The sequence below is a fragment of the Nitrospira sp. M1 genome (assembly GCF_965152605.1).
The window spans coordinates 236,163-262,464 of record NZ_OZ224217.1; the positions used below are offsets into that span (position 1 = coordinate 236,163).

Sequence of the window (26,302 nt, forward strand, 5' to 3'; positions counted from 1 at the left end):
GATATACTAAATGGGTACAGCAAAAGAGGAAACTTACATCTACAGTGCGTTACGAACGCCCATTGGAACATTCAATGGGGCCTTGTCTTCTCTGACAGCGCCTGAGCTTGGCTCGATCGTTATTTCCGAAGCACTCAAGAGAGGTGGAATCGATCATGATCAAGTGGATGAAGTCATATTCGGAAATGTCGTCTCCGCTGGCGTCGGCCAAGCTCCTGCCCGGCAAGCCGCACTGAAAAGCGGCCTTCCAGATCATATTGGTGCGACCACTATCAATAAGGTCTGCGGGTCGGGAATGAAAGCGGTCATGATGGCGGATCAAGGGATTCGGTTGAATGAAGCCCGATTCATCGTTGCCGGAGGAATGGAAAGCATGAGCCAGGCCCCCTTTCTGGTTCCTCAAATGCGCCGTGGACGTAAGTTGGGAAATGCGCAAATGATTGACAGCCTCATCTGGGATGGTTTGTGGGATCAGTACGAAAACGGGCACATGGGAGAATTGAGTGAAAACGTTTCGCAACAGTATTCTGTTTCCCGTGAAAGGCAAGACGCGTACGCAATCACCAGTTACGAACGAGTGAGGATGGCACAGAAAGATGGCGTGCTTGCCCGGGAAATCGTCCCCGTGCACGTAACCCAACATGGGCATTCGGTGGTGATTGAGCACGATGAGCAACCTGATTGTGATGATCTCGGCCAATTTCCTTCCCTTCCCTCCGTCTTCGATAAAACAGGTGGAACCATAACCAAAGGCAATGGAGCGAAAATCAGCGACGGAGCTGCAGCATTGGTGATCGGTAACGAATTATCGACTTTGACCCCAGTTGCCAGAATAGTAGGGTATGCTACCCATGCACAATCTCCGGCCACGTTCGCTCTGGCTCCGATCGATGCGGTGAAAAAGGTTCTTGAGCAGTGTCGTTTTCAACTACACGATATTGATCTGTTCGAGATTAACGAAGCCTTTGCTGCGATGTCCTTAATCGTGCACGATCAATTAGGACTGGATCCTGAACGGGTCAACGTGCATGGAGGATCAATTGCTCTCGGCCATCCCATTGGGGCAACGGGAGCGAGGCTTCTTGTGACCCTGATCAATGCGCTGAAAAGCAAAGGGTTACGACGCGGTCTGGCCAGTTTATGTATTGGCGGCGGGGAGGCGACGGCCATGATCATAGAGATCGTGTAGCCGCTGAACGACAAAGGGATTCCTGTATGAAGGAGATCCTCTGGCAACCCGATACGGAACGTGTGCAACGGTCGAAGATGTTCCGGTTTTTACAGGCCGTGAACAGGGAATTCTCTAAGGATTTCACTTCTTACGTCGAACTCCATCACTGGTCCGTTCAACACATCGAGGCGTTTTGGGATTTTTATAGAAGATATTCGGGCATACGATTTTCCCGCCACCCGGATGAAACCCTCTCATCTCTGTCCATGCCCGGCGCCCGTTGGTTTCCTGGCGCAGAACTCAATTACACGGAAAACTTACTCACAGCACCACCCGGAAAACCCGCCATTCTCAGTAAAGTAGAGGGACAATCTCTTCAGACGCTCACGTACGGCGAGCTCACAGTTCACGTCAAGCGGTTTGCCTCATCTCTTTTATGTTGCGGCATAAGACCTGGAGATCGGGTTGCCGGCTATCTTCCCAACGTCCCCGAAACCATTATCGCCATGCTGGGCACCGCGGCCGTGGGAGCCATTTGGACCTCCTGCTCTCCCGATTTCGGACCACAAGGAGTCAAGGATCGATTCGGACAAGTGGAGCCGAAGGTGCTGGTCTGTGTCGAAGGATATATGTACAACGGAAAACGGTATTCCGTCATCGAAACATTAAAGGCTATCATCCTTGATATTCCTAGCCTGCAGCAGATTATCGTTGTTTCCCCTGACAATGCAGCGTTGGAAGCCGAGAGGTTGCCCTTTCATACGATCTCGACGTGGGAGCAATTTGTCAGCACGGAAGATCACGTAAGTTTTTCATTTAGCCATTTTCCTTTTGATCATCCATTGTTCATCATGTATTCCTCGGGAACCACTGGTTTGCCAAAGTGCCTTGTGCACGGGGCGGGCGGAACGTTACTGCAACATCACAAGGAACATGCTCTGCATACAGACATCGGACCGGAGGATGTAGTGTTTTATTACACGACTTGTGGTTGGATGATGTGGAACTGGTTGGCGTCGACTCTGGCACAACAGGCAACGATCGTTCTGTACGAAGGATCCCCCGGTTTTCCGGACTTACACGTCTTATGGGATTTAATCGATGAGGCGGGAATTACTGTGTTTGGAACCAGCCCGAAATTTATTTCACAGAATTTCAAACAGGGAGTGAATCCATCGAAATCACACGACTTCCCTTCGCTTCGAGCGATTTTGTCGACAGGTTCTCCTTTGGATAAAGAATGCTTTAATTGGATATACAACACGGTGAAACACGACGTTCAGTTATCGTCCATCTGTGGAGGGACAGACATCATCTCCTGCTTCATGTTGGGCAATCCTATGCTCCCCGTTCGGTCGGAAGAAATTCAGTGTTTGGGGTTGGGAATGGATGTTGTGGCACTGGATGAGAACAACCGTCCGGTTGTCAATCAAAAAGGGGAGTTAGCCTGCCGTGCTCCCGCTCCATCCATGCCGGTCGCCTTTTGGAATGATCCAGAGGATGCCAAATATATTACAGCCTATTTCGACAAAGTCCCCGGTGTCTGGATTCATGGGGACTACATTGAAATCAGGGATGATGGGGGCGTTATTGTATATGGGAGAAGCGATACCACACTGAACCCTGGTGGCATCCGCATCGGCACTGCGGAAATCTACCGAATCGTTGAGAGCATGGAAGAAGTGGCGGACAGTCTGGTCATCGGTGTGGAAGACAATCATGACATACGAATGATTCTTTTCGTGGTTTTACATAAAGACACCGATGGCTTGTCTCTCTGCAGGGAAAAAATTAAACAACAGCTTCGAGAAAAAGCCACACCCCGGCATGTGCCTCATGAAATCTACGAGGTGAGAGAAGTACCTAAAACGTTGAATGGTAAAAAAATGGAATCGGCGATTCGAGATATGTTTCAGAGAAAAACTCTGCTCAACACATCGTCCATGGCCAACCTGGATTGTTTAAAAGAATTTGAGGAAATCTACTCCACCCGATCGTTGAGGAAAGGCGGATGATGCTGCTTGTGAGACATCAAGTATTGACTCAAGAAGAAACCGTCTCAATTTTTATTTCTTTCCGTGTTTGATCCAGGCCTGCCCAGAACGTATAGATGGAGTTCAAGGCCTTCACCCCCGCATCGATAAACTTTTGGCCATCGAACTCCGGCTTAAAAAACGAGTCCTTCAGTTCATCCAGGACGTTATCACCGTGCCCTTTTTCACTATTAAAATGGAAGAGGAAAAATTTCAAAGGAATGGCCGAAGCATCACCGAGTTTGTTGTTCGTATTATACATCTTTATCCCTGTAATCAATTCTTTCCAAAAATTATTGGATTCGGCGGCTTCCCCGTTTCCAATGCCCCACGCCGCCCACGTTTCGATGGCGTAGCTTGCGCCCCGGCCAACTTCACCATCCTTGTTCCCATACGTTTCTTCGAGTCCCTTGATAAAGGCGCGGGTGGACGAGGAGGCCGAATTCCAGCTCCCAAGTTTTTCTGGATCGAGGTTAAGCGGACGGGCAGTTTCTCTTAGCCAATTGATATGCGCCCACTGGGTTTTGAATGGTTGATTTTCTGTGGAGCCGTCAGAATTGAGTCGCACACCCAATTCGTTCGCTAAAATATATCGTGCATGTGTTTCAGCCTCCAGGTCTGATGCATTCAGAACTCGCATCAATTGGGCCAGCAAAAACCATTTTGAAAAGACGGCAAATTGTTCAAACAAGTCAATCAACTGCTCTTCGGTTGCATCGCCCTGCTTAAACCATTTGCAATAAGGATTATTCACGATAACTGGATGACTATGGATTTTATCCTGTACGCTCTCCCAAAAGTCCTCAAAGCGGTCTTGTTTTACAGCATTCATGATGAACCTCTTGATCTAATTGTACACAACCCAATCGTCTCGAGAATGTCCAGTCGTTTCCCCAACACAGAACGAATCAACTAATATCTCATATGAATATTTTACTGTAGTAATGCATCAGGGGAAAGGTAATTCGTAGTGGTGGGTGTGGATGAGATGACGTGGCTAAAGGATTGCCAGCCTCGGCCCAAGAGGGTTGGAATATTTCTGTGGTCTCTGAACGATGTCAAAGGGCTGCTGAATACTCTCCGGAAATAGGAAAACGAAGCTCGCTCAAATGGTTCGAGCTCATGAGGTGGGGACTCGATGACCTGAGGGATCTTTTTATCCCTAGAGAAACTTATGGACGACTGCTAATGTATCGCTAATTGAGTCAATTGACCTATATAACTTGTTATGTAAGTGATAAACCTAAACTTGACTCTTTGAATGACCATTTGAACAAGAATGACCCTAAGACGAAAAGGGCGGAAAAGGGCTTGTCAGTCATTTATTCATGCGTGGAGTTTAGTGTTTAGCTGTTTAGCTGTTTAGCTGGGTCAGTAATATGAAGTAAGCAGCTTGACCTCTATATTAACTTGATTCTTACGACAAATCCTGTATTCTTCTTGCGTACTAATTTGTGAAATACATGAGACAAATTTAAGTTGTGGTTTAAAGTGCTCAGAGAAATTCCCAAAAACCGCCCTTCGAAGTACTGTCACATTCTTGAATATCTTCAAGAAGCCATTGGAACTATTACATCAATTGTACTTATGCCATGACAGAAGAAAGTTCCAGTAAGCTTGCCAAGCTCCGTGACCGGAGTAAAGAGCTAATAAAGGAATGTGGCTTAAATTGGACTCACGCCCACGGAATCGCTTGGCTTGAAGAACGCATCAAGCTCTGGCCTACGGATTGGGGAAAAGATCTAATAATCTTGATATATGGTGATTTTGCGCCACTTAAAGAGCCTCTCGATTTGCCTTCATTGGGCATTCAAGTGTCTAACAGGCGTGAGGAAGGATCAGCCATACGCGGGGCCAATACTGTCCATAAGGCTACAGTGAAGGTTGAGGGGAAAAACGTTTCTTCGCTTATCGAAGCGGCTCGAAGAATCAATACCTTCCTTGGATCGTTTACTCTTGTGGAGTGGGGCAACTCATCTTGCGGCTGGTGGTCATGGGTAACGCATGGTTCGGGAGGAGTCATCGTCACCAATTTGGCTCACGAAGACTTGCACAAGGCTGTTGAAGGAGTCCTATCACTTTCCGAGGAGGCTCGACCAAGAGTTGATGCGGCCTTGTTTTGGATTCGTGAGCCGCGGAATCTACTGCAGAATTCTTATCGAAGCGATACACTCCGGATTTATTCAGCTTATTGGAATGCATTCGAATGCCTTGTAGAGGCTGTGGAGATTATTAAGCCTCAACAAAAGTTAAGCAGGATCGAGAAGCAAGCGGCTCTGGATAACATCTTGTTGCGTGAGTATGGTGGAAAAGTGACTCCAGCTTATATTCAGAGGGCTTATAAGGAAATCGTTGATCCTGGACTACCTACTAAAGCGGCGCATGCTTTAGAGGTCTGTTTTGGGTCCTCCGCTTCGCATTACATTTACGAATGCTTTCGTCGACCCGACGAAACAAATCGGTTGTACAATATTAGGAATGCTATCAACCATGGTATGGTAGACGACGAAAATCCTGACGAGCTTTTGAGAGTTGAGTCTCGCCTTTCGAAGCTCTGGATCATAATTTGGAGAATGTTTGCCTGCTTAATTCCATTTCCGGGGCCGATAGATAATGAGGTAGACAACAGTCAACATCACGGCTAATTGTTCGCTAAGTGCTTGAAGTCAGGTCTAGCACTAAGACTAGGTATTTTCGCTAATGAGAATGGCCTTCGTCGGCAGTGCCTAGATTGGTCCGATTATTTTGTCGATACAGTTTTCTAGAGCGGTTGTATTTGTAAGAACATGAACGATGCGATTCAGGTAATAAGGAGCAGCCCTCTTTATGCTTCTACGTCAGTAGGAATGCGAATTGGCACTTGTGGGATGCAATCACCCAATCAGGGTGTCGTGGAGATGAAGCGTTATCCTTCTTCCTTTATTCAGCCGGAACAGCCAAGACCGGACAGTGCGCCTTTCGAACAATCTGTTCTGTGGTACTTCCACGTAGAGCATCCAAAAATCCTTGATGACCTTGCGTGGGCATCACAATAAGGTCAGCCGCTAATTCCTGCTCGACTTGTAATATCTCTTCAACAACGTCACCATGTCGAGCGATATAGTTCCAGCTACCGTTGTGACGTTGAGATGAATCGCACTCGGGCATCTCTTGCTCATCGCCAATATAGAGCACCGTGACGGTAGTCTGTGCACAGTCTAAGGCATTGATCAGTGTCGTAATGGCCTGTAAGGCAACTGGTGGCTGTGGTTCATGGTCTATAGGAATAAGATTTTAGGGTCAAGTCTAGTTTTATAATGTTATAAGTTGATATATATTCGAGCGCTATGGCCAGACCGTTCCGCATTGAATTTGAGTGGGCGTGGTATCACGTGATGAACTGTGGGGTCAGCCGTCGGAAGGTATTCACCACGGATGAACAACGCCAGTACTTTCTCGCCTTATTGGCCGCTGCCTATGGTTGAAGTCAGGTCTAGCAATATGACTAGGGATTTTCGCTAGTGGAGAATGGCCTTTGTCGGCAGTCTCTAGATTGGTCCGCTTATTTCTTCGATACAGTTTTCCAGAGCGGTTGTATTTGTAAGAACATGAACGATGCGATTCAGGTAATAAGGAGCAGCCCTCTTTATGCTTCTACGTCAGTAGGAATGCGAATTGGCACTTGTGGGATGCAATCACCCAATCAGGGTGTCGTGGAGATGAAGCGTTATCCTTCTTCCTTTATTCAGCCGGAACAGCCAAGACCGGACAGTGCGCCTTTCGAACAATCTGTTCTGTGGTACTTCCACGTAGAGCATCCAAAAATCCTTGATGACCTTGCGTGGGCATCACAATAAGGTCAGCCGCTAATTCCTGCTCGACTTGTAATATCTCTTCAACAACGTCACCATGTCGAGCGATATAGTTCCAGCTACCGTTGTGACGTTGAGATGAATCGCACTCGGGCATCTCTTGCTCATCGCCGATATAGAGCACCGTGACGGTAGTCCGTACACAGTCTAAGGCATTGATCAGAATTGTAGGGTCAAGTCTAGTTTTATAATGTTGTAAGTTGATATATATTAGAGCGCTATGCTTGAAGTCAGGTCTAGCAATATGACTAGGGATTTTCGCTAGTGGAGAATGACCTTCGTCGGCAGTCCCTAGATTGTTCCGCTTATCTTGTCGATACAGTTTTCCAGAATCGCTGTATTTGTAAGAACATGAACGATGCGATCCAGGTAATGAGGAGCAGCCCTCTTATGTATCCACGTCAGTAGGAATGCGAATTGGCACTTGTGGGATGCAATCTCCCAATCAGGGTGTCGTGGAGATGAAGCCTTATCATTTCTCTTTTATTCAGCCGGAACAGCCAAGACCGGACAGTGCGCCTTTCGAACGATCTGCTCTGTGGTACTTCCACGTAGAGCATCCAAAAATCCTTGATGACCTTGCGTGGGCATCACAATAAGGTCAGCCGCTAATTCCTGCTCGACTTGTAATATCTCTTCAACAACGTCCCCATGTCGAGCGATATAGTTCCAGGTACCGTTGTGACGTTGAGATGAATCGCACTCGGGCATCTCTTGCTCATCGCCAATGTAGAGCACCGTGACGGTAGTCTGTGCACAGTCTAAGGCATTGATCAGTGTCGTAATGGCCTGTAAGGCAACTGGTGGCTGTGGTTCATGGTCTATGGGAATAAGAATGTTTTGTAGTGTGAGCGTTCCGTTCTCTGGTGATACAAACCCATCGGTGGAGACGGGAATAAATAAGGTCATGATTTTAGATTTTCGTGCTACGGGCTCAGACACAGAATGAAAAAAAGGTCGTCCACCCAGTTGATGCGTTGCCAGGACAAGGAGATCTGCAGGATGACGGTCGAGATGTTCGAGAATTGAGGATGAAGGATCTGTTCCTCTGTACAGGATTTTTTCAACTTCAATCTTGGAATGCGGGGTATGCTGTATGAGATTGTCTTGAAAGGGGAGATCCCACTTGGCCAAGGTCGCTCTCACTGATGGAAATTCTTGCCAATTGAGTTCCTCTAAATGTTCATTGACATGGAACAGCGTTAACCGTGACCGGGTGGCCCACGCCAGCTTGAGCGCATGCGCAAAGGCAATTTCTGGCTGTGACGAAAAGTCTGTCGCATGGAAAATGTTATTCATGTTTTAGAGAGAAGAACGATGCATGAAATGGCATTGGTTTCTCTGTCTCTTTTACGTGTACAGGATAGTATTATTACATGTTGGAGTCCAGTGCCACATTGAATTAGGAGGTACACCGCGAGCTTCGCGGAAAGACTTTATAGGATGTCCGCTAGACGGTTCGTTAATGCTATTAGGGTCAAGTCTAGTTTTATGATGTTATAAGTTGTTATAATAGAACGCTATGGCTAGACCGTTCCGCATTGAATTTGAGGGGGCATGGTATCACGTGATGAACCGTGGGGCCAGCCGCCGGAAGGTATTCACCACGGATGAACAACGCCAGTACTTTTTGGCCTTGTTGGCCGACACTTCTGAGCGCTTCAACGCCGAATGGCATGCCTATTGTCTCATGGACACTCATTATCATTTGCTGGTACGGACTCCTGAAGCGAACTTGCAACGAATCATGCGGCATGTTAATGGACTCTATACCCAGTTCTATAATCGAACAGAAGGACGAGACGGCCCTTTATTTCGAGGTCGATACAAGGCCATCTTGGTAGAGGCACAGGCATATTGGACACAATTATCCCGCTACATTCACCGGAATCCATTAGAAGCCAAATTGGTGAAACGGCTTGATCGGTATCGATGGTCCAGTTATCCCGCCTACATCGGCAAACACAAGCGTCCGCCATGGCTCACCAGCCACTACATCCTGAAATCCCTGGCCTCTCGAGGAGCGATTGATGCCTACAAAGCGTACGTCGCTGAAGGCATTGATGATGAAATTGTAGAGTTTTATGCGAAGAGTAAACAGCCTCCAATTCTTGGAAGCGATGCGTTTAAGCAAACTCTCAAGCTACGGAATAAAAATATTGACGTGCCAGATCTGCGTGAGGCACGAGTTCGGCTAACGGTCAAACGTATCGTCGAGGTCGTCTGTCAACACTTGAATGTAACAATGAAGAGCGTTTGGGCCTTGAAACGAGGACGAACGTCGAGTAACCCAGCCAGAGGCATGGCGATGTACCTGTGTCAACACGTGGGGAACATGAAATTACGTGAGATCGCACGGAAGTTTGGGTTAAAGCACTACGCCAGCGCGAGCAGCAGCATTCGCCAGTTTGAAGCTCGCTTAGCCAAAGACCGGCAACTGCAAAAACATCTGAAACAAATAAAGCTAGACTTGACCATTTAACATAACTTGAATTCAAGTAATATTATAAAGCTAGATCTGACCCTATGAATATGAAGACCCTATAAACTCACGATTTTTAGACCGCCAGAATACATTTCTTATTCCATCTCCCCAATCCTCATAAGCCTCTCTATATCAGCTCATTCTTGGAATTACTTTGAGCTGTTTTGCTTGACATTTCTCAAGCTTCCTCCCATAGTATTGTTGAAATCTTCAACAAAAGGAGTCCTGCATGGCGACGGTGAATTTTAGTGTGCCAGAACCGGTCAAGGCTGCATTCGATAAGACGTTTGCTGGTGAGAATAAAAGTGCGGTGCTTACCCAGTTGATGCAACAGGCTGTCGATGAGCGGGAACGTGCGGCACGGCGGTCACGAGCTATTGAAAAGCTGTTGGAGTTGCGTAAAAAGGTCAAGCCGATTCGTGAAAATTCTATACGGCGAGCGAGGAAGAGTGGGCGCTCATGATCAGTTTAGTTTTGGATGCAAGTGTGATCATGAAATGGATTCTTTCCGATCATGCGAACGAACCGGATACTGGAAAAGCTTTAGATATTCTTCAGGCCATGAACGATGGTCATATCACACTACAAGAACCGCCACATTGGTTAGCTGAGACGGCTGCTGTCGTCTCCCGTCTTTCACCAAAGGTCGCACACGAATCTGTTGGCTTGTTATACGCTATGGAAATTTCTGTTCTGAACGGACCAGAGATTTACCAGAGAGCGTGTGATTTGGCTATTGAGTTACAACAGCATCTTTTTGACACGTTGTATCATGCAGTGGCCTTCTGCCAGCCAGATACTATATTGATAACTGCCGATGACCGCTATTATCGCAAGGCATCAAAAGTGGGACGTATTTTACGACTCCGAGATTATCGCCTAGAAGACGTGATCGCTTAGGAACGTATACTATTGTGGTTGAGCGGGGTTTTCTTTCGATGTCCTGGGATGGACGTGCGTCGATCGATTTGATCTAAACGATGCCGCTGACAAGAAATTGGAGCGGGAAAGGGGATTTGAACCCCCGACCCTCGCCTTGGCAAGGCGATGCTCTACCACTGAGCTATTCCCGCTCTCTGTATAGTCCTGAGATCCGATTTTAGTGTTGTGGTCTGGGGCTGTCAAGTAATTGAGTTAGCAAAGATTTTTCTGAAATAGTATTGGTAATATTCTTGTACACCTCTACTCATGCACAATGTGCTTAGATGATGGCATACCTGGTCCTAGTCCGGTAACGAGCCTTGATGTGCACGACCTAAGAACTTGGCGATCTTGCTGTTTCAGCATATAATTGAAGTCAGTGGTAGCATTTAGATGCTGGGGAGTGTTGAATAATGCTGATATCGAGCTGCAATATTCCTCGAGCACGTGTTGGATATCAGAAGCCTCGGGTCGGTTCAAAAAAGTCCGTCCAGCAAGGCCACAGCCATTTTGACGCGCGGAGCGTACTGGTTATACGTGAGCACGGCAAAATGGCGAGAACGCCGCTGGCGGCTTTTTTCAACAGACCCATGCTGATATCTATTTGATTGGCTCTCTGCAAAAGGTCAGGCATCGTGTTGGGACGATTGGTAGTTAGGAAAATTCTGCTGTAATCCGATACATAGAGTGAGAAAAGGTCTGCGGACGTATTTTAAGGGAACTTTCTCCACTACCAACCTTGCGATAATACGAAAAACTCATACAATATCTGTTATATACGTCTTCATTCTTAGCAATTGGAGGAGTCATCATGCATGTGAGTGTTATTGGAACTGGCTACGTTGGGTTAGTGACGGGAGCATGTTTTGCCGAATATGGCATCAATGTGACCTGTATGGATGTTGATTCCAAGCGTATCGACAAATTAGAAAAAGGCGAAATTCCTTTTTTTGAGCCAGGATTAGCCGAACTTGTCACAAAGAATACGAATGCTGGACGACTGAAGTTTACGACTGATCTCTCAAAGGCCGTGGATGAAGCGCTTGTTATTTTCATTGCCGTAGGGACTCCGTCGAGAGACGATGGGTCTGCGGATTTATCATTTGTAGATGAGGTGGCCAAAAGCATTGGCAGTCGCATGACGGGGTATAAAGTTGTGGTAACGAAGTCTACCGTTCCGGTCGGGACTGCCGAGCGGGTGCATAAGCTCATTGCTGAAAATCAAACAACGCCTCAAAAGTTTGGAGTATGTTCAAATCCTGAGTTTTTACGCGAAGGGTCAGCGATTGAAGACTTTATGCGCCCCAACCGGGTTGTCATTGGAGCGGATAGTCAGGCGTCTGTCGCGATCATGAAAGACCTCTATCGGCCGCTCTATCTTATTGAAACGCCTATTGTCATTACCGATGTGCCTACTGCAGAAATGATCAAATATGCCTCTAACGTGTTTTTAGCCACAAAAATATCATTTATTAATGAAATGGCGAATCTCTGCGAAAAAGTCGGAGCGGATGTCCAAGTCGTCTCAAAAGGCATGGGACTCGATCATCGCGTTGGCTCGAAGTTCCTGCATGCGGGGCCTGGGTACGGTGGATCGTGTTTTGGCAAAGACACTGCTGCGCTTATTCACATTGGTGAGACGGCAGGCTATGAGATGCAGGTTGCCAAGGCCACGAAGCGGGTAAATGAAATGCAGCGAGTCCGTATGCTTGATAAGATTCGCGACACATTAGGGAGCGTTCAGGGCAAAACTGTGGCGATATTAGGCTTGTCGTTTAAGCCAAATACCGATGATATTCGGGATTCGCCAGCGTTAATGATTGCTGAACAATTACTGAAAGAAGGATGCACGGTGCGTGCGTACGACCCGGAAGCGATGGAAGAGTCGTTGAAAGCGGTGAATGGCTTAGTGGCGTGTCAGGATGCCTATCATGCCGCAGAGGGTGCGCATGCGCTTATCTTGGTGACTGAATGGAATCAGTTCCGGAGCCTTGATTTTGAGCAACTGAAAACGCTTGTCAAATCTCCATGTCTCATTGATTTGAGAAATGTCTATGAGCCAGACCGGGTGGCGGAGCAGGGATTTTATTATGTGTCAGTTGGACGGCCACCTGCCGGAAGCCGCCCTTCTTGATCCAATGTTGAACAACGCCACCAACAGCGTTGTTGTGCCCGCCGGTCGCTCGTGAAGTTTGGAGAAAGAGCGTGAAGTGTCCTGTGTGAAGCGTGAAAGAAAAGCCAGAAAACCCTTCTTACGAAATACGCTTCACGAACGACGAAATACGTTTTTTTCTTTTACGAACGACGTTTCACGAATTAAACTTTGGGTTTGTAGCCCATACGATCCAGCACTTTCATGATGCGTTTGGTGAGTTTCGGATCTGCTTCACCAAGCGCATCAGCCAACGGTGCCACCGCTGGTTTTCCAATCTTTCGCAAGATCTCTGTTGCAGATTGCCGCATGTCATCCTCTTCCGAAATCAGGAGAGGAATGATTTGCGTCACTGAGGGTGCGCCGATTTTAATGAGGGCTTCATAGGCTCGGTGCCGAACGTCTCCTACTTCATCGTTCAGGGCTTCGACTAATGGTTTGACTGATTCTTCGGCCTTCAGTTCTCCAAGAATTTCAGCTGCATATTTTCTATTCAACCAATGTGTGTCTGTAAGGTCCAATAACGCAGCTTCAGCTTTTTGCACATTGGGGTCTTTGGCGCGAATCCGGAATTGTTTGACGAGTCGCTTCCCGTCAGCTTCCATGACTCGAAGTGTCGCGCCATCTCCGATGTTAATTTTTTGAAGATCTTCGAGTGCTTCATCTGAGACGTCTAACAAGACTGTTTTACCGTCATACGCCAAGAGCTCAACTTCGATCTGTTTGGCTTCAATATTGATTGCGGTCACATTCTCAGTGACGAGATTAAACCCATCCTTCTTTGTCCCACTTTTGGGACCGATCTGGACAAGTTGTGCTGGAGATTCGTCTGCCATTATTGCTCCTTTCACCTTCTTACAAAGAGATGAAGTCTATTCAATGTTTATGATTTTGCAGAGTCCGGGGTCCACCCGAAACTACTAAGGGCCCCTTCGACTGTGTCTCTGACCATTTCGTTTTCGTCTTCAAGTAACGGCACGAGCGAGGTGACGACCCGCTTGTCACCTAATCGTGCCAGTGATTCTACCGCGTTTCGTCGAACTAACCAATCCTCATCGGCTAGCGATTGAACTAATGGATCGACGCCGCGTGGATCACCAATTTTCCCCAAGGCTTCTGCCGCATGTCGACGGACGATCCAATTCGGTCCTTGCAGTTCTTGAATCAAGGCGTCTGTTGCTCGAGAGTCACCAATTTTTTTCAAAACACGGGCGGCATCTTCGCGTAGCGTCGCATCCATCAGAGCCTCAACGAGTGCCGGGACCGCTTCGGGGTCGCCAATCCGTTCTAACGCCCACACGGCTGCATTGCGCACCGCACCATCTTTATCCCCTTGGAGGGCTTTCATCAGGGGGGCAACGCCACGAGGTGATTTAATTTTCCCCAGAGCCGAGGCGGCTTGCTCTCGGACCATCCATTCTTCGTCCTCGGCTAACGCCTCGATCAATGGCTCGATCGCCGGTTCCCCAATTTGCGCGACCGCACTAGCCGCGGCTTCTCGAACAACCAAGTCATCTTCCAAGAAGAGATTAATTAACTTGGGAACGGCCACTTCTCCAATTTGACTCAGATTCGTGGCCGCATGATTCCGAAGGGCTTCGTTATCATCACGAAGTGATGCGAGTAGTTGTTCAACGCGATTGGATTCCTCCATCGTTTCTATTCCTTTCCTGCCCAAGCTTCTTCATCCAATTGAGCGTCAAGGGCAGCTAATTTGTCAAGGATGATTCCTGAATTATATGAGATCAATCCGTCTCGATCAGTTTTCAGTTGTTTAAAGAGTTCCACATGTGGTCGGAGCACTTCGACATCTTTGATTTTTTCCAAAGCCTCAACGGCCAAGACGCGAAGAGGACGAATAGGAATAACTTCAATCAGTAAGTCCACGGGGCGCGCGTCACCAAGCAGCCCTAATGATTTCGTGGCCAGTTCTTTCACGCCTGTGTCTCCATCGACGCGAAGTCGCTCCATTAACGGTTCGACGGCGCGTACATCTGAAATTTTTCCCAAGACGTCGGCTGCTGCTTCTCGGACGACCCAATCATCGTCTTCAAGATATTCAATCAAGATTTCAACCGCTGGGCGACCAATGGGATGAAGTTTAATCACGGCTTCTTGTCTTGCGCCTTCTCGGAGTTCGGATTCTTCAACATTGGCGAGTTCGTTCATCACTTCATTAATACGATCTCGAATCGCACTGAGTTTTCGCAGTGTCTCCATTGTGATATGGCTAATCGCAGGATCGCCCATGGCATCGACCAACGCATCGGCAGAGCGTGGATCTAAAAGATGGTCGAGAATCGTAGCGGCGGTAACTCGTGCAGATTCTTCTGGGTCATGGAGCATCTCTGTTAATGGCCCGATGGATGTGGGAATAGAGCCAAGCAATGCGGTCACCGATTCTCTGTGTTGCTCATCTTTAAGCAGTTTCACCAGTTCCGCGGCAGTGGGTTCGTCCAAAATGCCTGCCATTTGTTCGAGCGAGGCCAAAGCAGCCTTGCTCACAGCCTCATTCTCATCAGCTATCATTTTGACGACGGGAATGCCGGCATGAGGATCTCGAATGCGTGCGAGCATCCTGACCGCTTCAACTTTGTATTCAGGTGTGCTCTTAGCCATGGCCTCGATCAAGCCGGCAACAGCTGGGGGACCACCCTTGAGGCATGCAACGGTCGATCGCATGCGTCGCCAGTCTTCTTCGTGATTCAACTCGGAAATGAGCGTTTCTAATGTTTCTTTTGGCATTCTAAATATCGCAAGTGTATAGAGATGTTTCCTATAGCCGAATTTGTCCAGGCCTCCAGCCTAAGCGAGCAAGCGTCTCTTTCACGTGGAACCGAATATTGTCATCAGTTTCAGCTTTGTACATAGCCACAAGTGGTGATACGGCTGGTTTTCCAAATTTGGTCAACGCTTCGGCGGCTTCGACTCGAATAAGCGTGCTTTTCAGACCTTGCTGAAGGGTTGGAATGGCACGTGCGTCACCGATTTGCGCCAGAGCTTTGACTGCCGCTTCTACGGGGGGCAAGTCTTCCTGATACAAGCCATCTTCGCACGCCGCCATGCGTCCTTCATAGGCTTTGGTTACCAAATTCTTAATAATCTTTGTCAGCGTGGGTAACGCTTCTGGGGCACCGATCTTTCCGAGTGACATAATCGCCTGAGTTTTCAACGTAGGCTGGTCGAGAATTGATAGAAGAGGTTTTACTGCTCGTACGTCGCCAATTTCACCAAGCGCACGAATCGCGTCCTGCTTGACAGCTGTGTCAGGGTCCTCTGTCATAAGTGTAAGCAGTGGTTCGACGGCTGCTTGATGTTTTAATAACGCTAAGGCTTCTACCGCGTGGAGGCGAACCTTCCAGTCTTTATCTTTTAACAGCTGCAACAGAGGAGGGAGAGAAGCCTCACCCAATGCGGCAATGGCTGTTCCCGCATCATCTCGCACAGCGGGAACCTTGTCTTGGAGTAATAAAATGAGTGTCTCGATGGCTCGTGGGTCGCCAATCTTGCCAAGTGCTTTCGCGGCATGACTGCGCACAATCCAATTGGGATTCAGGAGTGCGGCGATGAGTGGGTCCACGACGCGATCATCACCAATGGTAGCGAGTATGGAGGCGGCTATTTCTTGAACATTGAGGTCCAGATCTTGAAGCGCGTGTCCTAGGGGTGTGACTGCCGGTTCACCAATTGTTGTAAGCGAGGTTGTGGCAGCCATGCGAACTGCTCGATCAGAATCTTTGAGTGCTCGAATAAGAGGTTGGACACTTCGAGGGTCCTGAAAGCTTCCAAGTGCTGAGGCCGCGTCTTCACGGATTCCCCAATCGCGGTCGTTGAGAGCAGAAATATGTTCGGCTACACTGTCTGCCATAATAATATATTCCTAAGTAATATTTAGGCAAAGTCAGAATATGCCCCACGTCTTTCACGAACCGTGGAAATGCCATGACTACAGCGAAACCAAAAAACTTCCAACCGAATTTACATCATGTACACAGCGCAAAACACACGTCGTACAGACAGAGATAAATTGGAACGGCTATAGTCAAATTGACGTCTCACGTTAGCACAGCGTTTTTTGGGGGGTCAACTGAATAGGTAGGCTTGGGATCGTGTGGGTTAGTGGGGTGGTAAGACTTCTTGCTTGAAGGATTTTAAGAGGGAGAGAATCATCAGGACAATGATGAAGGCAAACGGAAAGGCCGCAATAATGGATCCTGTTTGAAGCGCTTCGAGGCCTCCAGACCACAGGAGGACGGCAGCGGAAACTGACTGGATGACTCCCCACGTGAACTTAATGTGGTTAGGAGGATTTAAGCTGCCATGGGTCGTTAAGGTGCCGAGGACAAACGTGGCTGAGTCCGCAGAGGTGATGAAAAATGTGCTGATCAGGAAAATGGCAATCATTGACATAAAGGTTCCAAAGGGGAATTGTTCTAAAACTGTAAACAAGGCGACTTCGATACCGTTTTTGTCGATTGTTTCTCCGATCGGCACGTGATTGAACAATTCGAGTGAGATGGTTGTGCCTCCAAAGACTGAAAACCAAAAGGCACAGAACAGTGTAGGGACGAGAAGAGTTCCGAGGATAAACTCACGAACGGTGCGGCCCTTGGAAATACGGGCGATAAACGTTCCGACAAACGGCGCCCAGGCAATCCACCAGGCCCAATAAAACAGGGTCCAGTCGTGAATCCAAGTCGAATCAGTCAGCGGGGCTAAGTTGAGACTCATAGTCGGTAAGTTTTGCAGATAGTTCCCGAGCCCAGAGGAGAAGATCTCCATAATAAACTTTGTTGGTCCTAAAAACAGGAGGAAGCACAGAAGGGTTGAAGCCAGTATCATGTTCAGATTGCTTAAGTATCTGATACCTCGTTGCAAGCCTGTCTGGGCTGAAAGCATATAGAGGACGGTCACAATTCCAATTAATGTCAGCTGAGTTACCAGTGTATTTGGTATCCCAAATAAGTAGGAAAGTCCTCCGCTGATTTGCACAGCTCCGAACCCTAACGATGTTGCCACGCCGAAAACTGTGGCAAATACGGCGATTGTGTCGATGGCAGCCCCCAACATTCCATCAGCATGTTTGCCAATAATGGGTTTGCAACTGAGGCTGATGAGTCCTGGAATGCCTTTCCGAAATTGAAAATAGGCCAAGACTAAGGCCACTATGGTGTAGATACCCCATGGGTGAAGCCCCCAATGAAAGAAGCTGTATCGTATGGCCATTCGTGCGGCTTCAGGTGTATTTGGTTGCCCCGTAGGAGGATTGTGAAGGTGGGAATTGGGTTCTGCCACACCCCAGAAGACCAGGCCAATACCCATTCCGGCGCAGAAAAGCATGGCAAACCACGTGAGCAGCGGAAATTCAGGTTTGGCTCCATCAGGGCCAAGGGGGATGTTCCCATATCGGGAGAAAATGAGAGAAAATGCCGCGAGCAGGAACGTTGAGGCCGAAAGGACATAGAACCACCCAAAGGAGTTTAGGAGAGATTTTTGAGCCGCACCGGTCACCTCAGCGAGATGGCTTGGAGCGAAAGTTCCCCAGCTGAGGAAGGAGACCGCGAGGAGTAGGGAGATTTTAAAGACGGGGGTCGTTGATTGAATATTCATGCAGCTTGCCTTGGGGATAGCACAAATTCTAACCGTGAACAAGCAAAAATATGAGAAATAGTTAGTGGGCAATCACGCGAACAATACTGCTATAGCCGTTCCAATTGACTTCCGTCTGTCCGACGTGTGTTTTTGCGCTGTGTACATGATGTCAATTCGGTTGGAAGTTATTTGGTTTCGCTATAGCGTTGAGTCATCTACGTGTACGCTTAGAGCCATCCATAGCCTAGAGTCCTCGCTTCCTGCTGAGAATTTTAAATGTAAATATATATTTTCATTGTGTTTTTTTCTTACATTTTTTGCAGGAATTCGATCGGTGAAGGCCGGAAGGGTTGCAGGAGGTCTTCGAACTCGTTAGACTGTCGGGAGATTTTTGGGGCTTCCTGCGACTCGTAGGAGCGCATGGTGGCCCTTTGCTATTTTGCCTCGATCCCTTATTACTCTGCCTAATTCGTTTGGGCAAAAGCTAGCAGGAGCAACCTATGGCCAAAGAACAGCAATACGGCGACAATCCAATCGCTCAGCGGAAAACGGATCAGTATAAAAAGGAGTACGTCCAAGGATTCGTCCAGAAGTGGGATGCTCTGATTGATTGGGATGCTCGCGCCTCCAGTGAAGGTGATTTTTTCATACGAATCCTTCAAGAGCGAGGAGTCAAACGTGTTTTGGACGTTGCGACAGGGACCGGATTTCATTCCATTCGGCTTCTTCGCGCAGGATTCGATGTCACCAGTGCTGATGGCAGTCCAGAAATGCTGGCTCAAGCCTTTGAAAATGCGAATCAGGCCGGGTTTATCATGCGGACCGTCCATGCGGATTGGCGATGGCTAAGCCGGGATATACACAATAAGTTTGATGCAGTGATTTGTTTAGGCAACTCGCTGACGCATCTCTTCTCCGAGCAGGATCGGCGTAAGGCCCTAGCCGAGTTTTATACGGCTCTCACGCATGATGGCGTCCTTATTCTTGATCAGCGAAACTACGACGGCATTTTGGATAACGGTTTTACATCCAAGCATGTGTACTATTATTGCGGCGATAATGTGAGTGCCAAGCCTGAGTACGTTGACGAAGGCCTTGCACGATTTGAATACCAATTCCCGGATGGTTCGCAGTATCACCTCAATATGTATCCGCTTCGAAAAGAATATACTCGTCGTCTCATGCATGAAGTGGGATTCCAGCAAATTAAAACGTACGGTGATTTTCAAGAAACACATAAAGTTGAAGATCCAGACTTTTTTGTCCATGTTGCTGAAAAGCGTTATAGGAATGAAGAGCGGGCACATACTCCGGTCCAATCAACGACTTACTCGCAAGCCGTCGATACGGCAAGAGATTACTATAACAGCTCAGATGCTGATCGGTTTTATGCCACGATTTGGGGTGGAGAGGATATTCACGTCGGACTCTATGAAAAAGAGAGTGATACTATCTCAGAAGCGAGTCGGCGGACGGTTGAAAAAATGGCTTCGTTAGTCATGGGGATAGATCAAAAGAGTCGCGTACTTGATATTGGTTCTGGATACGGTGGGTCTGCGCGTTTCTTAGCCAAAACCTTTGGCTGTCACGTTGGATGTCTGAACTTAAGTGAAATACAAAATAAACGAAACCGTGAGCTCAATACTGTGCAGGGAATGAGCCTTTCCATTAATGTTGTTGATGGGAGTTTTGAGGATATTCCACTGCCTGACGGATCTGTTGATATCGTCTGGTCTCAGGATGCAATTCTGCATAGTGGGAACCGGAAGCGTGTCATAGAAGAAGCGGTTCGGGTCTTAGCCAAGGGTGGCCAATTTATCTTTACCGACCCGATGCAAAGTGAGGACTGTCCTGCGTCGTCGCTGAAGCCAATTTTAGACCGCATTCATCTCGATTCTCTTGGTTCGATTCCTTATTATCGTAAGATTGCAACTGAGCTCGGTCTAAAAGAAGTTCAAGCGCTAGATCTCTCAGAGCAATTGGCAAATCATTATGGACGAGTCCTCAAAGAAATCAACGCACATCGCAATACGCTCATCCAAGTTTGTAGTGAAGGATATGTCGAGAAAATGAAGGAAGGGTTGCAGCATTGGATTGATGGTGGGAATGCTGGTCACCTTACCTGGGGAATACTCCACTTTCAGAAAGTATAAAATTATTAGAAGTGTAAAAAAGAGGAAAAGCCCACTCACAACATGTGAGTGGGCTTTTTTATTATTCGGAGATAATGCCTACAAGTACGAAAGCAGGCGATCAAACATCATCGTTCTATTTTAAGATCCTTAGCGGGTTTCGCAAAATCCCCAGAAGTTCCAAAACGGCCCTCTAATCCTAAAACGTTTGATGTGTCTGTATATTCAGGGTTTTGCTGAGACTCTTTTTCTTCGACTTCAGGTTCCCACCCTAATTTGTCCAGTGTATCGAGTATGACGCTTTTGAGTGCGCTGGATGCTGTCATTCGTGTGGAGGCAAACGCTAAGACTCGTTCGCTTTCCCTTCCAACCTTTGAAAGATCAGGGTCATGTAAAAACGAAAGGAGAGGTTCAATGGCGTTATCCCCAATGAGGACGAGAGATGCTGCGGCATAGTCGCGTAAGACAATATCTTTAAGCAGCAAGATAAGGTCGGGAATAACCCTTGGATGTCGGAAGTGCCCCAAGGCTGTTGCCGCGGCTTCTTTGATGAGCTGGTCTTCGCTGATGATACATCCGGGTGTTGGAGTGCCTTGCTGATGAATGCCTTTACCTTTAAGCGCATCAAGTACGGCAGGGAGCGCTCGTGGATCGCCAATCATGCCGAGTGATGCAATAGCATGACGTTTGACCGACCCGTCTTTCATTGCTTCAAGTAAGCCGTCGACTGCAGTAGTGTCGCCAATATTACCTAATGCTATGGTGGCATCTTCTCGAACAGCTCGATCTGGATCTTTTAGAAGTTCAATTAAGGCTTCAACAACACGGGTTTCTTTGACCCAGGCCCGACCGATCTGATAGTCGGTTGTCATGCCGCCTAGTGCTCGTACTCCATGGCATCGTACGACAAAATGTGGGTCTTTGAGCGTTTCAATTAAGGCACCAACGGATGGTGCGCCAATAGTGACCAACGCTGTTCCGGCAGTTTCTCGAACAATCTTCGATGTATCTTTAAAGAGTTTAATGAGTGGAGGAATGCCTTGAGGGTCACCAATTTTTCCTAACGCTTCTGCGGCCGCACTCTTTACGGCACCGTCACGATCTCGGCAGGCGAGGGTAAGGCCTTTTACGGCTTGAACATCTTTGATTTCTCCGAGTACTTTTGCTGCCTGTTCTCGCACTCTCCATCGCGTGTCTTTCAGGCACGTGAGCAAGTGCGGTGAAACCGACAGACCAATTGAAGCCATGGCTTGGACAGCTTCACTCTGGACTTCCATCATATTGTCATTAAACAGGACGATAAGCCCTTCGATGGCTTTGTCTCCACCAATTTTTGCGAGTGCCCATCCTATTTGGACTCGAACCGCCCAATAGTCATCTTCAATGGCTGCCAAGAGTGGCTCAAGGGTCGTGGGATCACCCAACTCAGCCAATGACTTAGCCGCTTCTTCGCGAGTGACATCATCAACGTCTTCTAGGGCTTCAAGCCAATCTTGCGCGGTTTGTGTCATCGTTATTCCTTCTATATCGTCACAGCGATTCGTCAATAATAATCAGGGTCTTGCGGGTACGGTTGAGTGTGACTGCATGTCACCGTGAGTTTTTGGGTTTCTCGGCCTTGTACGCATTGGTCTAGTGACTTGTCGTAATTCAAGGTGCCCGATAATGTGACATTGAAGAAAAAGCTAAACGTATAGGTTCCAAATTGGTATTTCCCAGGCTTGAGTTCAAGAGATTTGATTTCTTCTGTTGAATACGCGTGGTTGCTTGCCGGATCCATAATTGAAATGAGCGGGGTAATCCCGGGGACCTGCCACTTCGTGGGTGGATGCAGTGTGCTTGGATCAACGGTTATAGTGAATGTTCGGAGCAATGGGTTTGTTGGTTCAGATGCGAATGCCATCGCGTGTACGAAGATGCAACTCATCAGGAGTACGCAGGACACTCTCATCAGGTTTCGATATCGCAATCGATACGACAATGAGGGTTTAGTACAAGCCTTCAAGGTCATTTTCCGTTGTTCGATGTTCGGGTATGGTTTCAAAAATGTCTTCAACAGCATGACTTTCCCATTCGGTATGAGTCTTAAGCCCAAGGGCATACAAAATTGTGGCTCCAGTGTCCAACAGTGAGACGGGACGTTGAATGGCGTATCCTTTTTTCACATTCACACCGGAAACGATCCATGGAACGGTGTGGTTGAGAGGCTTGGTTGAGCTTGTTTTATCTGAATTGCCATTCTTTCCTGGGGTTGGCAAGGCTCTAGCATTTAAACTTGTAACCAAAAACATGGTTTTATCTAACACCTGAAGTTCTTGGTAGTTTTCTTGAATCTTTCCAATAGCCGAGTCAATTTCGCGAATTGATGTTTTGTAGGCATCCGAATCCCACCCATGCTTTTGGCCACTTCTGGATGCTGTGGGCATATGAACCAATAGCAAGTTGGGAACGGCAATTAGCCGAAAGCCATGTCCTTTGTCGCTTGTCACTTTTTTCAGGTAGTCGCGAATATAAACCGAAATCGTATCGGGATTGCAAAGGGGTTTCGCGATGCCGCAGGTTTGTGAGTCTACATAAATTTCTGGTCGCGAAAGTTGGTAAAAACGTTCATCCATAAAGAACACGGCACTGTCCCGTCCGCCGGCGAGGTCCATATAATCAAACACCGTTGGAGATCGTAGGAAGGAGCGTGCAAAGTCATATTCTTCCCATGCTGACGTTATGCGATGTTTGCTGATGGGAAGTCCAGTGAGCAGCGACGCCATCGTTGGAACGGTCAACGGTGGTGTCAATGACTCAGCTGACCATGTGACGGCTCCCTCTTTTGCAAGCGAGTTGAGCGTCGGCATGTCGCCTGACAGCACGGCATCTTTGCCAATGCCTTCTAGTACGACCAAGATGATATGATCGGGTTGCTTAGCTTCTGATGGCCCTAGAAATGTTGTGCTTGTAAGAATGAAAGCGAGCAATGCCCAAGTAAGCTTCGTGAGGAGAGAACCATATCGAGCGGAACGCGTCAGGAATGTAGTGAAGTTCATGTCTCATTCATCCAGAAAGAAAATTATGTATGGAATAATGATGGAAAACCCTCAACCTTAGCATGTGAATTTTCAAGCGGTCAACTGATGAAATGGTCGACAAAGCCCCCTGCTATTGTGAGGTGAGTGTTCCGATCCCGAACTAAAAAATCGTCGTTGCCCCATTGCGTAGAAACATCCGTTCAGGTTAAGAGAGAACGCTGATACTCAAGATTTTTATCGTGAAGGTAGAGGCCTATGCCGCAAGATAATAACTTTCAACATGCCAAATATTCTCGTTCCAACCCCGGAGATCGAGTGGCATACCCGGTCTTTCAGGAAGGTGAACGCTATGAAAGTCCTGGATGGTTTGCCTCTATGGGGCAAAACGCGAAGCGATTGAGTGATGCTGGTGTTCGGGGCATGGTGTTTGTCAGTGGGCTTCCGTATGGCGACTTATTTGGTGTTGGTCGCCTTGATGAGGTGGGAGGACTTAAGCGAGGGTACTCCAGAGGAATCCCCGGAATAGAATCGTTGCTCACCCTGCTCCGCCCAGCTTCCAATCAAATTCTGAGCGAGAGTGATACTCTGAAGCCTCCTCTGGCCAATGCTCCTGAGGTTCAGAGGCAACTCGATGTGTTGGCGAACGATGCCGGGAACTTTTCATCAGAATCTATGGCCATGTTTCAGCGAGCCATTGATCAGCATGATCAAAGAGAAAGACCTTTGCGACTTGGTCGTTTCGTCTGGTCTAGCCTGAATCATCATTTGGGTCGAGTGAAAGCGGCGTTTGACCTCATTGAGTTTCTGGAGCAATGGGCCCAAGAGCTGTCGTTGTCTGCCAACGAGCGGCTTGTGGTCCACGTTCATGGTCATGCGGGGCAGGTGCTGAGCCTCATGTCGAATTTAATTGCTCGCGGAGAGTCATCGAATCGTCAAATATTATTCCAGGTACTTGCCGCTCATTATGAACGCACACATGATGCTGAGGTCACAACTGACCGACTTGAGACGCTCTATCGTAAGCTGACGGAACAGCCGTTTCTCGGCGGGGCCGCATTAGATGTGGTGACTTATGGTACGCCTGTTCGAGGTGGATGGGAAACGGACGGTCTGGGGCATTTGCTTCATTTTGTGAATCATAGGCCTGTGAGAGGTGACGGCAAGCAGTGGTTAGCAAAAATGGAGTTGCCGCAGATTGCCTGGGAGCTTCCGATAGTCTCTGGGGGAGATTATGTTCAGCAGTTAGCCTTGGCAGGAACTGATGTTGTTCCGGCGTTGCAGCAAGATGAGCTTGTTATCCAGGAATTGTGTGAAATCGTTGAGCCGTACGATGGATTCGAGCGATGGCTTGAATGTGCTCGTCGTGGGACCCGCTGCCAAAATGATGGGAGTTGTCTATTGGTGGATTATCATGTCGATGGAGAGTCTTCACCGCGAACCCATTTGTTTGGACATGCCTGCTATACAGAAAAGCGGGCAATGTTATTTAACACGACGGAGTTAGTGAATCGCTTGTACTAGATGAGCGTCGATTATCTCTGGTGTTGATAGCTAGCCGTCGCTAGGTGGAATTTATTTATTCAAATATAATGAAGTCGTAAAATGAAAAATATATAAATGAAAACAATTACTTACATTGAATTGCCCGTTCGGACTAGTAAAGATATAGTCTTAAAGGCACATTGATTCTTACGAAAATCCTATGGTATCCCTACGGTCTTTGTTTGACCAGCTCACTCATTAGCTTGAACGATATGGTGCATTTCTTATGATTGTTGGCGTTCCAAAAGAATCTTATCCAGGTGAACACCGAGTAGCCTTAGTCCCTGGTGTTCTTGAATCTCTGAAGAAAACTGACCTCGAAGTCTTGGTTGAAAAAGGAGCTGGCGAGGAAGCTGGATATCCTGATTCGGCTTTTACCGACAAGGGGGCCAAAATCGCCGAGACTCGAGCTCAAGTGTTCGAAGCTTCCGATTTTATCGTCCAAATGCGGTTATTAGGAGCCAACCTCGATCAGGGGCAAGCGGATCTTGCGTTCCTTCGAACTGGGCAAATTTTAATTGGGATGGCTGAAGCCTTAACCGAGCCGCAGTCCGTGAAAACGCTTGGTGATCGAGGCGCTTTGGTCTTTGCCATGGAACTGATGCCTCGAATTACTCGAGCGCAAAGCATGGATGTGTTGTCAGCTATGGGTACGGTGGCAGGCTATAAGGCCGTGATCTTAGCCGCAAATTCTCTTCCGAAAATGTTTCCCATGCTGATGACGGCTGCCGGCACTGTCACTCCTGCGCGAGTTCTCATCATTGGTGCTGGCGTTGCGGGGCTACAGGCCATTTCTATGGCGCGTCGGTTGGGGGCAGCGGTTGAAGCCTATGACATAAGACCCGCGGTCAAAGAGCAGATCCTTAGCCTTGGGGCGAAATTTGTTGAATTGCCTATTGAAACGAAGGATGCTGAGGACAAGGGGGGATACGCCAAAGTCCAGGATGAGGCATTTTATCAAAAGCAACGAGAACTGCTGGCTCGAGTTATCGCTTCGAGCGATGTCGTGATCTCTACGGCTGCTGTACCTGGGAAAAAAGCTCCGGTCCTTGTCACGGCTGATATGGTGGCAGGTATGAACCCAGGATCCGTCATTGTGGACTTAGCGGCTGAACGAGGCGGAAACTGTGAGTTGACCAAACCCGGCCAGGTTATTGTGTCGAATGGTGTGACCATCCATGGTCCGGAAAACCTGCCAAGTACGGTGCCTTTTCATGCCAGTCAGATGTATTCCAAAAATATTGCCACATTTTTACAGCATCTGGTGAAAAAAGGTGAACTGAAAATTGATCTCGATGATGAGATCACCAAGGGAACGCTACTGACCCGTGATGGGGAAGTCATACATCCACAAGTTCGAGAAGCATTAGGGCTTTCAGCTAGCTCGCAATCTTAGGCAAGGG

23 protein-coding genes and 1 tRNA gene are annotated in these 26,302 nt (G+C 47.8%); 11 read left to right on the plus strand and 13 right to left on the minus strand.

Going from position 1 to position 26,302, the window contains the following annotated elements; translation table 11 throughout:
* Nucleotides 1-10 precede the first annotated feature (10 nt).
* Nucleotides 11-1,189, plus strand: coding sequence for a thiolase family protein (locus tag ACWHX8_RS01130; RefSeq protein WP_447970136.1), 1,179 nt, complete (start codon nt 11-13; stop codon nt 1,187-1,189).
* A 26-nt stretch (nt 1,190-1,215) separates the two neighbouring features.
* Nucleotides 1,216-3,186 carry an acetoacetate--CoA ligase gene (locus ACWHX8_RS01135; protein ID WP_447970137.1) on the plus strand — a complete coding sequence of 657 codons (1,971 nt, stop codon included), beginning with the start codon at nt 1,216-1,218 and terminating at the stop codon, nt 3,184-3,186.
* A 28-nt stretch (nt 3,187-3,214) separates the two neighbouring features.
* Here the strand turns inward: ACWHX8_RS01135 and ACWHX8_RS01140 are convergent, their stop codons facing one another.
* Nucleotides 3,215-4,036, minus strand: a complete 822-nt coding sequence (locus tag ACWHX8_RS01140) for a hypothetical protein (protein ID WP_447970138.1) — start codon at nt 4,034-4,036, stop codon at nt 3,215-3,217.
* Between the two features lie 760 nt (nt 4,037-4,796).
* Here ACWHX8_RS01140 and ACWHX8_RS01145 point away from each other — a divergent pair.
* On the plus strand, nt 4,797-5,849 hold the full coding sequence (locus ACWHX8_RS01145) for a hypothetical protein (RefSeq protein WP_447970139.1): 1,053 nt from the start codon (nt 4,797-4,799) through the stop codon (nt 5,847-5,849).
* 274 nt (nt 5,850-6,123) lie between these two features.
* Here ACWHX8_RS01145 and ACWHX8_RS01150 read toward each other — a convergent pair whose 3' ends face one another.
* Nucleotides 6,124-6,351: a universal stress protein gene (locus ACWHX8_RS01150; protein WP_447970140.1), complete on the minus strand. Its 228-nt coding sequence runs from the start codon at nt 6,349-6,351 to the stop codon at nt 6,124-6,126.
* 179 nt (nt 6,352-6,530) lie between these two features.
* Here ACWHX8_RS01150 and ACWHX8_RS01155 point away from each other — a divergent pair, with 179 nt between their 5' ends.
* The gene (locus ACWHX8_RS01155) at nt 6,531-6,668 is read left to right on the plus strand and encodes a hypothetical protein (RefSeq protein WP_447970141.1); all 138 of its coding nucleotides are present in this window, start codon (nt 6,531-6,533) and stop codon (nt 6,666-6,668) included.
* A 256-nt stretch (nt 6,669-6,924) separates the two neighbouring features.
* Here ACWHX8_RS01155 and ACWHX8_RS01160 read toward each other — a convergent pair whose 3' ends face one another.
* Nucleotides 6,925-7,152 carry a universal stress protein gene (locus ACWHX8_RS01160; protein WP_447970140.1) on the minus strand — a complete coding sequence of 76 codons (228 nt, stop codon included), beginning with the start codon at nt 7,150-7,152 and terminating at the stop codon, nt 6,925-6,927.
* Between the two features lie 386 nt (nt 7,153-7,538).
* On the minus strand, nt 7,539-8,354 hold the full coding sequence (locus tag ACWHX8_RS01165; RefSeq protein WP_447970142.1) for a universal stress protein: 816 nt from the start codon (nt 8,352-8,354) through the stop codon (nt 7,539-7,541).
* Between the two features lie 223 nt (nt 8,355-8,577).
* Between ACWHX8_RS01165 and ACWHX8_RS01170 the strand changes: the two genes are divergently transcribed.
* The 3 genes from ACWHX8_RS01170 (at nt 8,578) to ACWHX8_RS01180 (ending at nt 10,440) form a co-directional block, all read left to right on the plus strand.
* Nucleotides 8,578-9,537 carry a transposase gene (locus ACWHX8_RS01170; RefSeq protein WP_447970143.1) on the plus strand — a complete coding sequence of 320 codons (960 nt, stop codon included), beginning with the start codon at nt 8,578-8,580 and terminating at the stop codon, nt 9,535-9,537.
* Nucleotides 9,538-9,769: 232 nt separating this feature from the next.
* Nucleotides 9,770-10,003, plus strand: a complete 234-nt coding sequence (locus tag ACWHX8_RS01175) for a hypothetical protein (protein ID WP_447970144.1) — start codon at nt 9,770-9,772, stop codon at nt 10,001-10,003.
* Nucleotides 10,000-10,440, plus strand: a complete 441-nt coding sequence (locus tag ACWHX8_RS01180) for a type II toxin-antitoxin system VapC family toxin (RefSeq protein ID WP_447970145.1) — start codon at nt 10,000-10,002, stop codon at nt 10,438-10,440. Before ACWHX8_RS01175 ends, ACWHX8_RS01180 begins: the two co-directional genes overlap by 4 nt.
* A 98-nt stretch (nt 10,441-10,538) precedes the next feature.
* Here the strand turns inward: ACWHX8_RS01180 and ACWHX8_RS01185 are convergent.
* Nucleotides 10,539-10,613, minus strand: a tRNA-Gly gene (locus tag ACWHX8_RS01185).
* Between the two features lie 659 nt (nt 10,614-11,272).
* Here ACWHX8_RS01185 and ACWHX8_RS01190 point away from each other — a divergent pair.
* Nucleotides 11,273-12,595 carry a UDP-glucose dehydrogenase family protein gene (locus tag ACWHX8_RS01190; protein WP_447970146.1) on the plus strand — a complete coding sequence of 441 codons (1,323 nt, stop codon included), beginning with the start codon at nt 11,273-11,275 and terminating at the stop codon, nt 12,593-12,595.
* A 182-nt stretch (nt 12,596-12,777) separates the two neighbouring features.
* On the opposite strand, the gene ACWHX8_RS01195 is transcribed toward ACWHX8_RS01190, so the two are convergent.
* From ACWHX8_RS01195 to ACWHX8_RS01215, 5 genes are all read right to left on the minus strand, one after another.
* Complete coding sequence (locus ACWHX8_RS01195; RefSeq protein ID WP_447970147.1) at nt 12,778-13,449, minus strand: HEAT repeat domain-containing protein; 672 nt, start codon at nt 13,447-13,449, stop codon at nt 12,778-12,780.
* 47 nt (nt 13,450-13,496) lie between these two features.
* Nucleotides 13,497-14,267, minus strand: coding sequence for a HEAT repeat domain-containing protein (locus ACWHX8_RS01200; RefSeq protein ID WP_447970148.1), 771 nt, complete (start codon nt 14,265-14,267; stop codon nt 13,497-13,499).
* 5 nt (nt 14,268-14,272) lie between these two features.
* On the minus strand, nt 14,273-15,358 hold the full coding sequence (locus ACWHX8_RS01205; RefSeq protein WP_447970149.1) for a HEAT repeat domain-containing protein: 1,086 nt from the start codon (nt 15,356-15,358) through the stop codon (nt 14,273-14,275).
* Nucleotides 15,359-15,389: 31 nt separating this feature from the next.
* On the minus strand, nt 15,390-16,481 hold the full coding sequence (locus tag ACWHX8_RS01210) for a HEAT repeat domain-containing protein (protein ID WP_447970150.1): 1,092 nt from the start codon (nt 16,479-16,481) through the stop codon (nt 15,390-15,392).
* Nucleotides 16,482-16,729: 248 nt separating this feature from the next.
* On the minus strand, nt 16,730-18,217 hold the full coding sequence (locus tag ACWHX8_RS01215) for a glycine betaine uptake BCCT transporter (protein ID WP_447971840.1): 1,488 nt from the start codon (nt 18,215-18,217) through the stop codon (nt 16,730-16,732).
* A gap of 488 nt (nt 18,218-18,705) precedes the next feature.
* Between ACWHX8_RS01215 and ACWHX8_RS01220 the strand changes: the two genes are divergently transcribed.
* Nucleotides 18,706-20,358 (plus strand): glycine/sarcosine N-methyltransferase, encoded by a 1,653-nt coding sequence (locus tag ACWHX8_RS01220; RefSeq protein WP_447970151.1) that lies wholly within the window; start codon nt 18,706-18,708, stop codon nt 20,356-20,358.
* A gap of 107 nt (nt 20,359-20,465) precedes the next feature.
* Here the strand turns inward: ACWHX8_RS01220 and ACWHX8_RS01225 are convergent, their stop codons facing one another.
* From ACWHX8_RS01225 to ACWHX8_RS01235, 3 genes are all read right to left on the minus strand, one after another.
* Nucleotides 20,466-21,848: a HEAT repeat domain-containing protein gene (locus tag ACWHX8_RS01225; RefSeq protein WP_447970152.1), complete on the minus strand. Its 1,383-nt coding sequence runs from the start codon at nt 21,846-21,848 to the stop codon at nt 20,466-20,468.
* Nucleotides 21,849-21,880: 32 nt separating this feature from the next.
* Nucleotides 21,881-22,240, minus strand: a complete 360-nt coding sequence (locus ACWHX8_RS01230) for a hypothetical protein (RefSeq protein WP_447970153.1) — start codon at nt 22,238-22,240, stop codon at nt 21,881-21,883.
* An 85-nt stretch (nt 22,241-22,325) separates the two neighbouring features.
* On the minus strand, nt 22,326-23,375 hold the full coding sequence (locus ACWHX8_RS01235; protein WP_447970154.1) for an alkaline phosphatase family protein: 1,050 nt from the start codon (nt 23,373-23,375) through the stop codon (nt 22,326-22,328).
* 237 nt (nt 23,376-23,612) lie between these two features.
* Between ACWHX8_RS01235 and ACWHX8_RS01240 the strand changes: the two genes are divergently transcribed.
* Nucleotides 23,613-24,878, plus strand: coding sequence for a hypothetical protein (locus ACWHX8_RS01240; RefSeq protein ID WP_447970155.1), 1,266 nt, complete (start codon nt 23,613-23,615; stop codon nt 24,876-24,878).
* 247 nt (nt 24,879-25,125) lie between these two features.
* The gene (locus tag ACWHX8_RS01245) at nt 25,126-26,295 is read left to right on the plus strand and encodes a Re/Si-specific NAD(P)(+) transhydrogenase subunit alpha (RefSeq protein ID WP_447970156.1); all 1,170 of its coding nucleotides are present in this window, start codon (nt 25,126-25,128) and stop codon (nt 26,293-26,295) included.
* Nucleotides 26,296-26,302 lie beyond the last annotated feature (7 nt).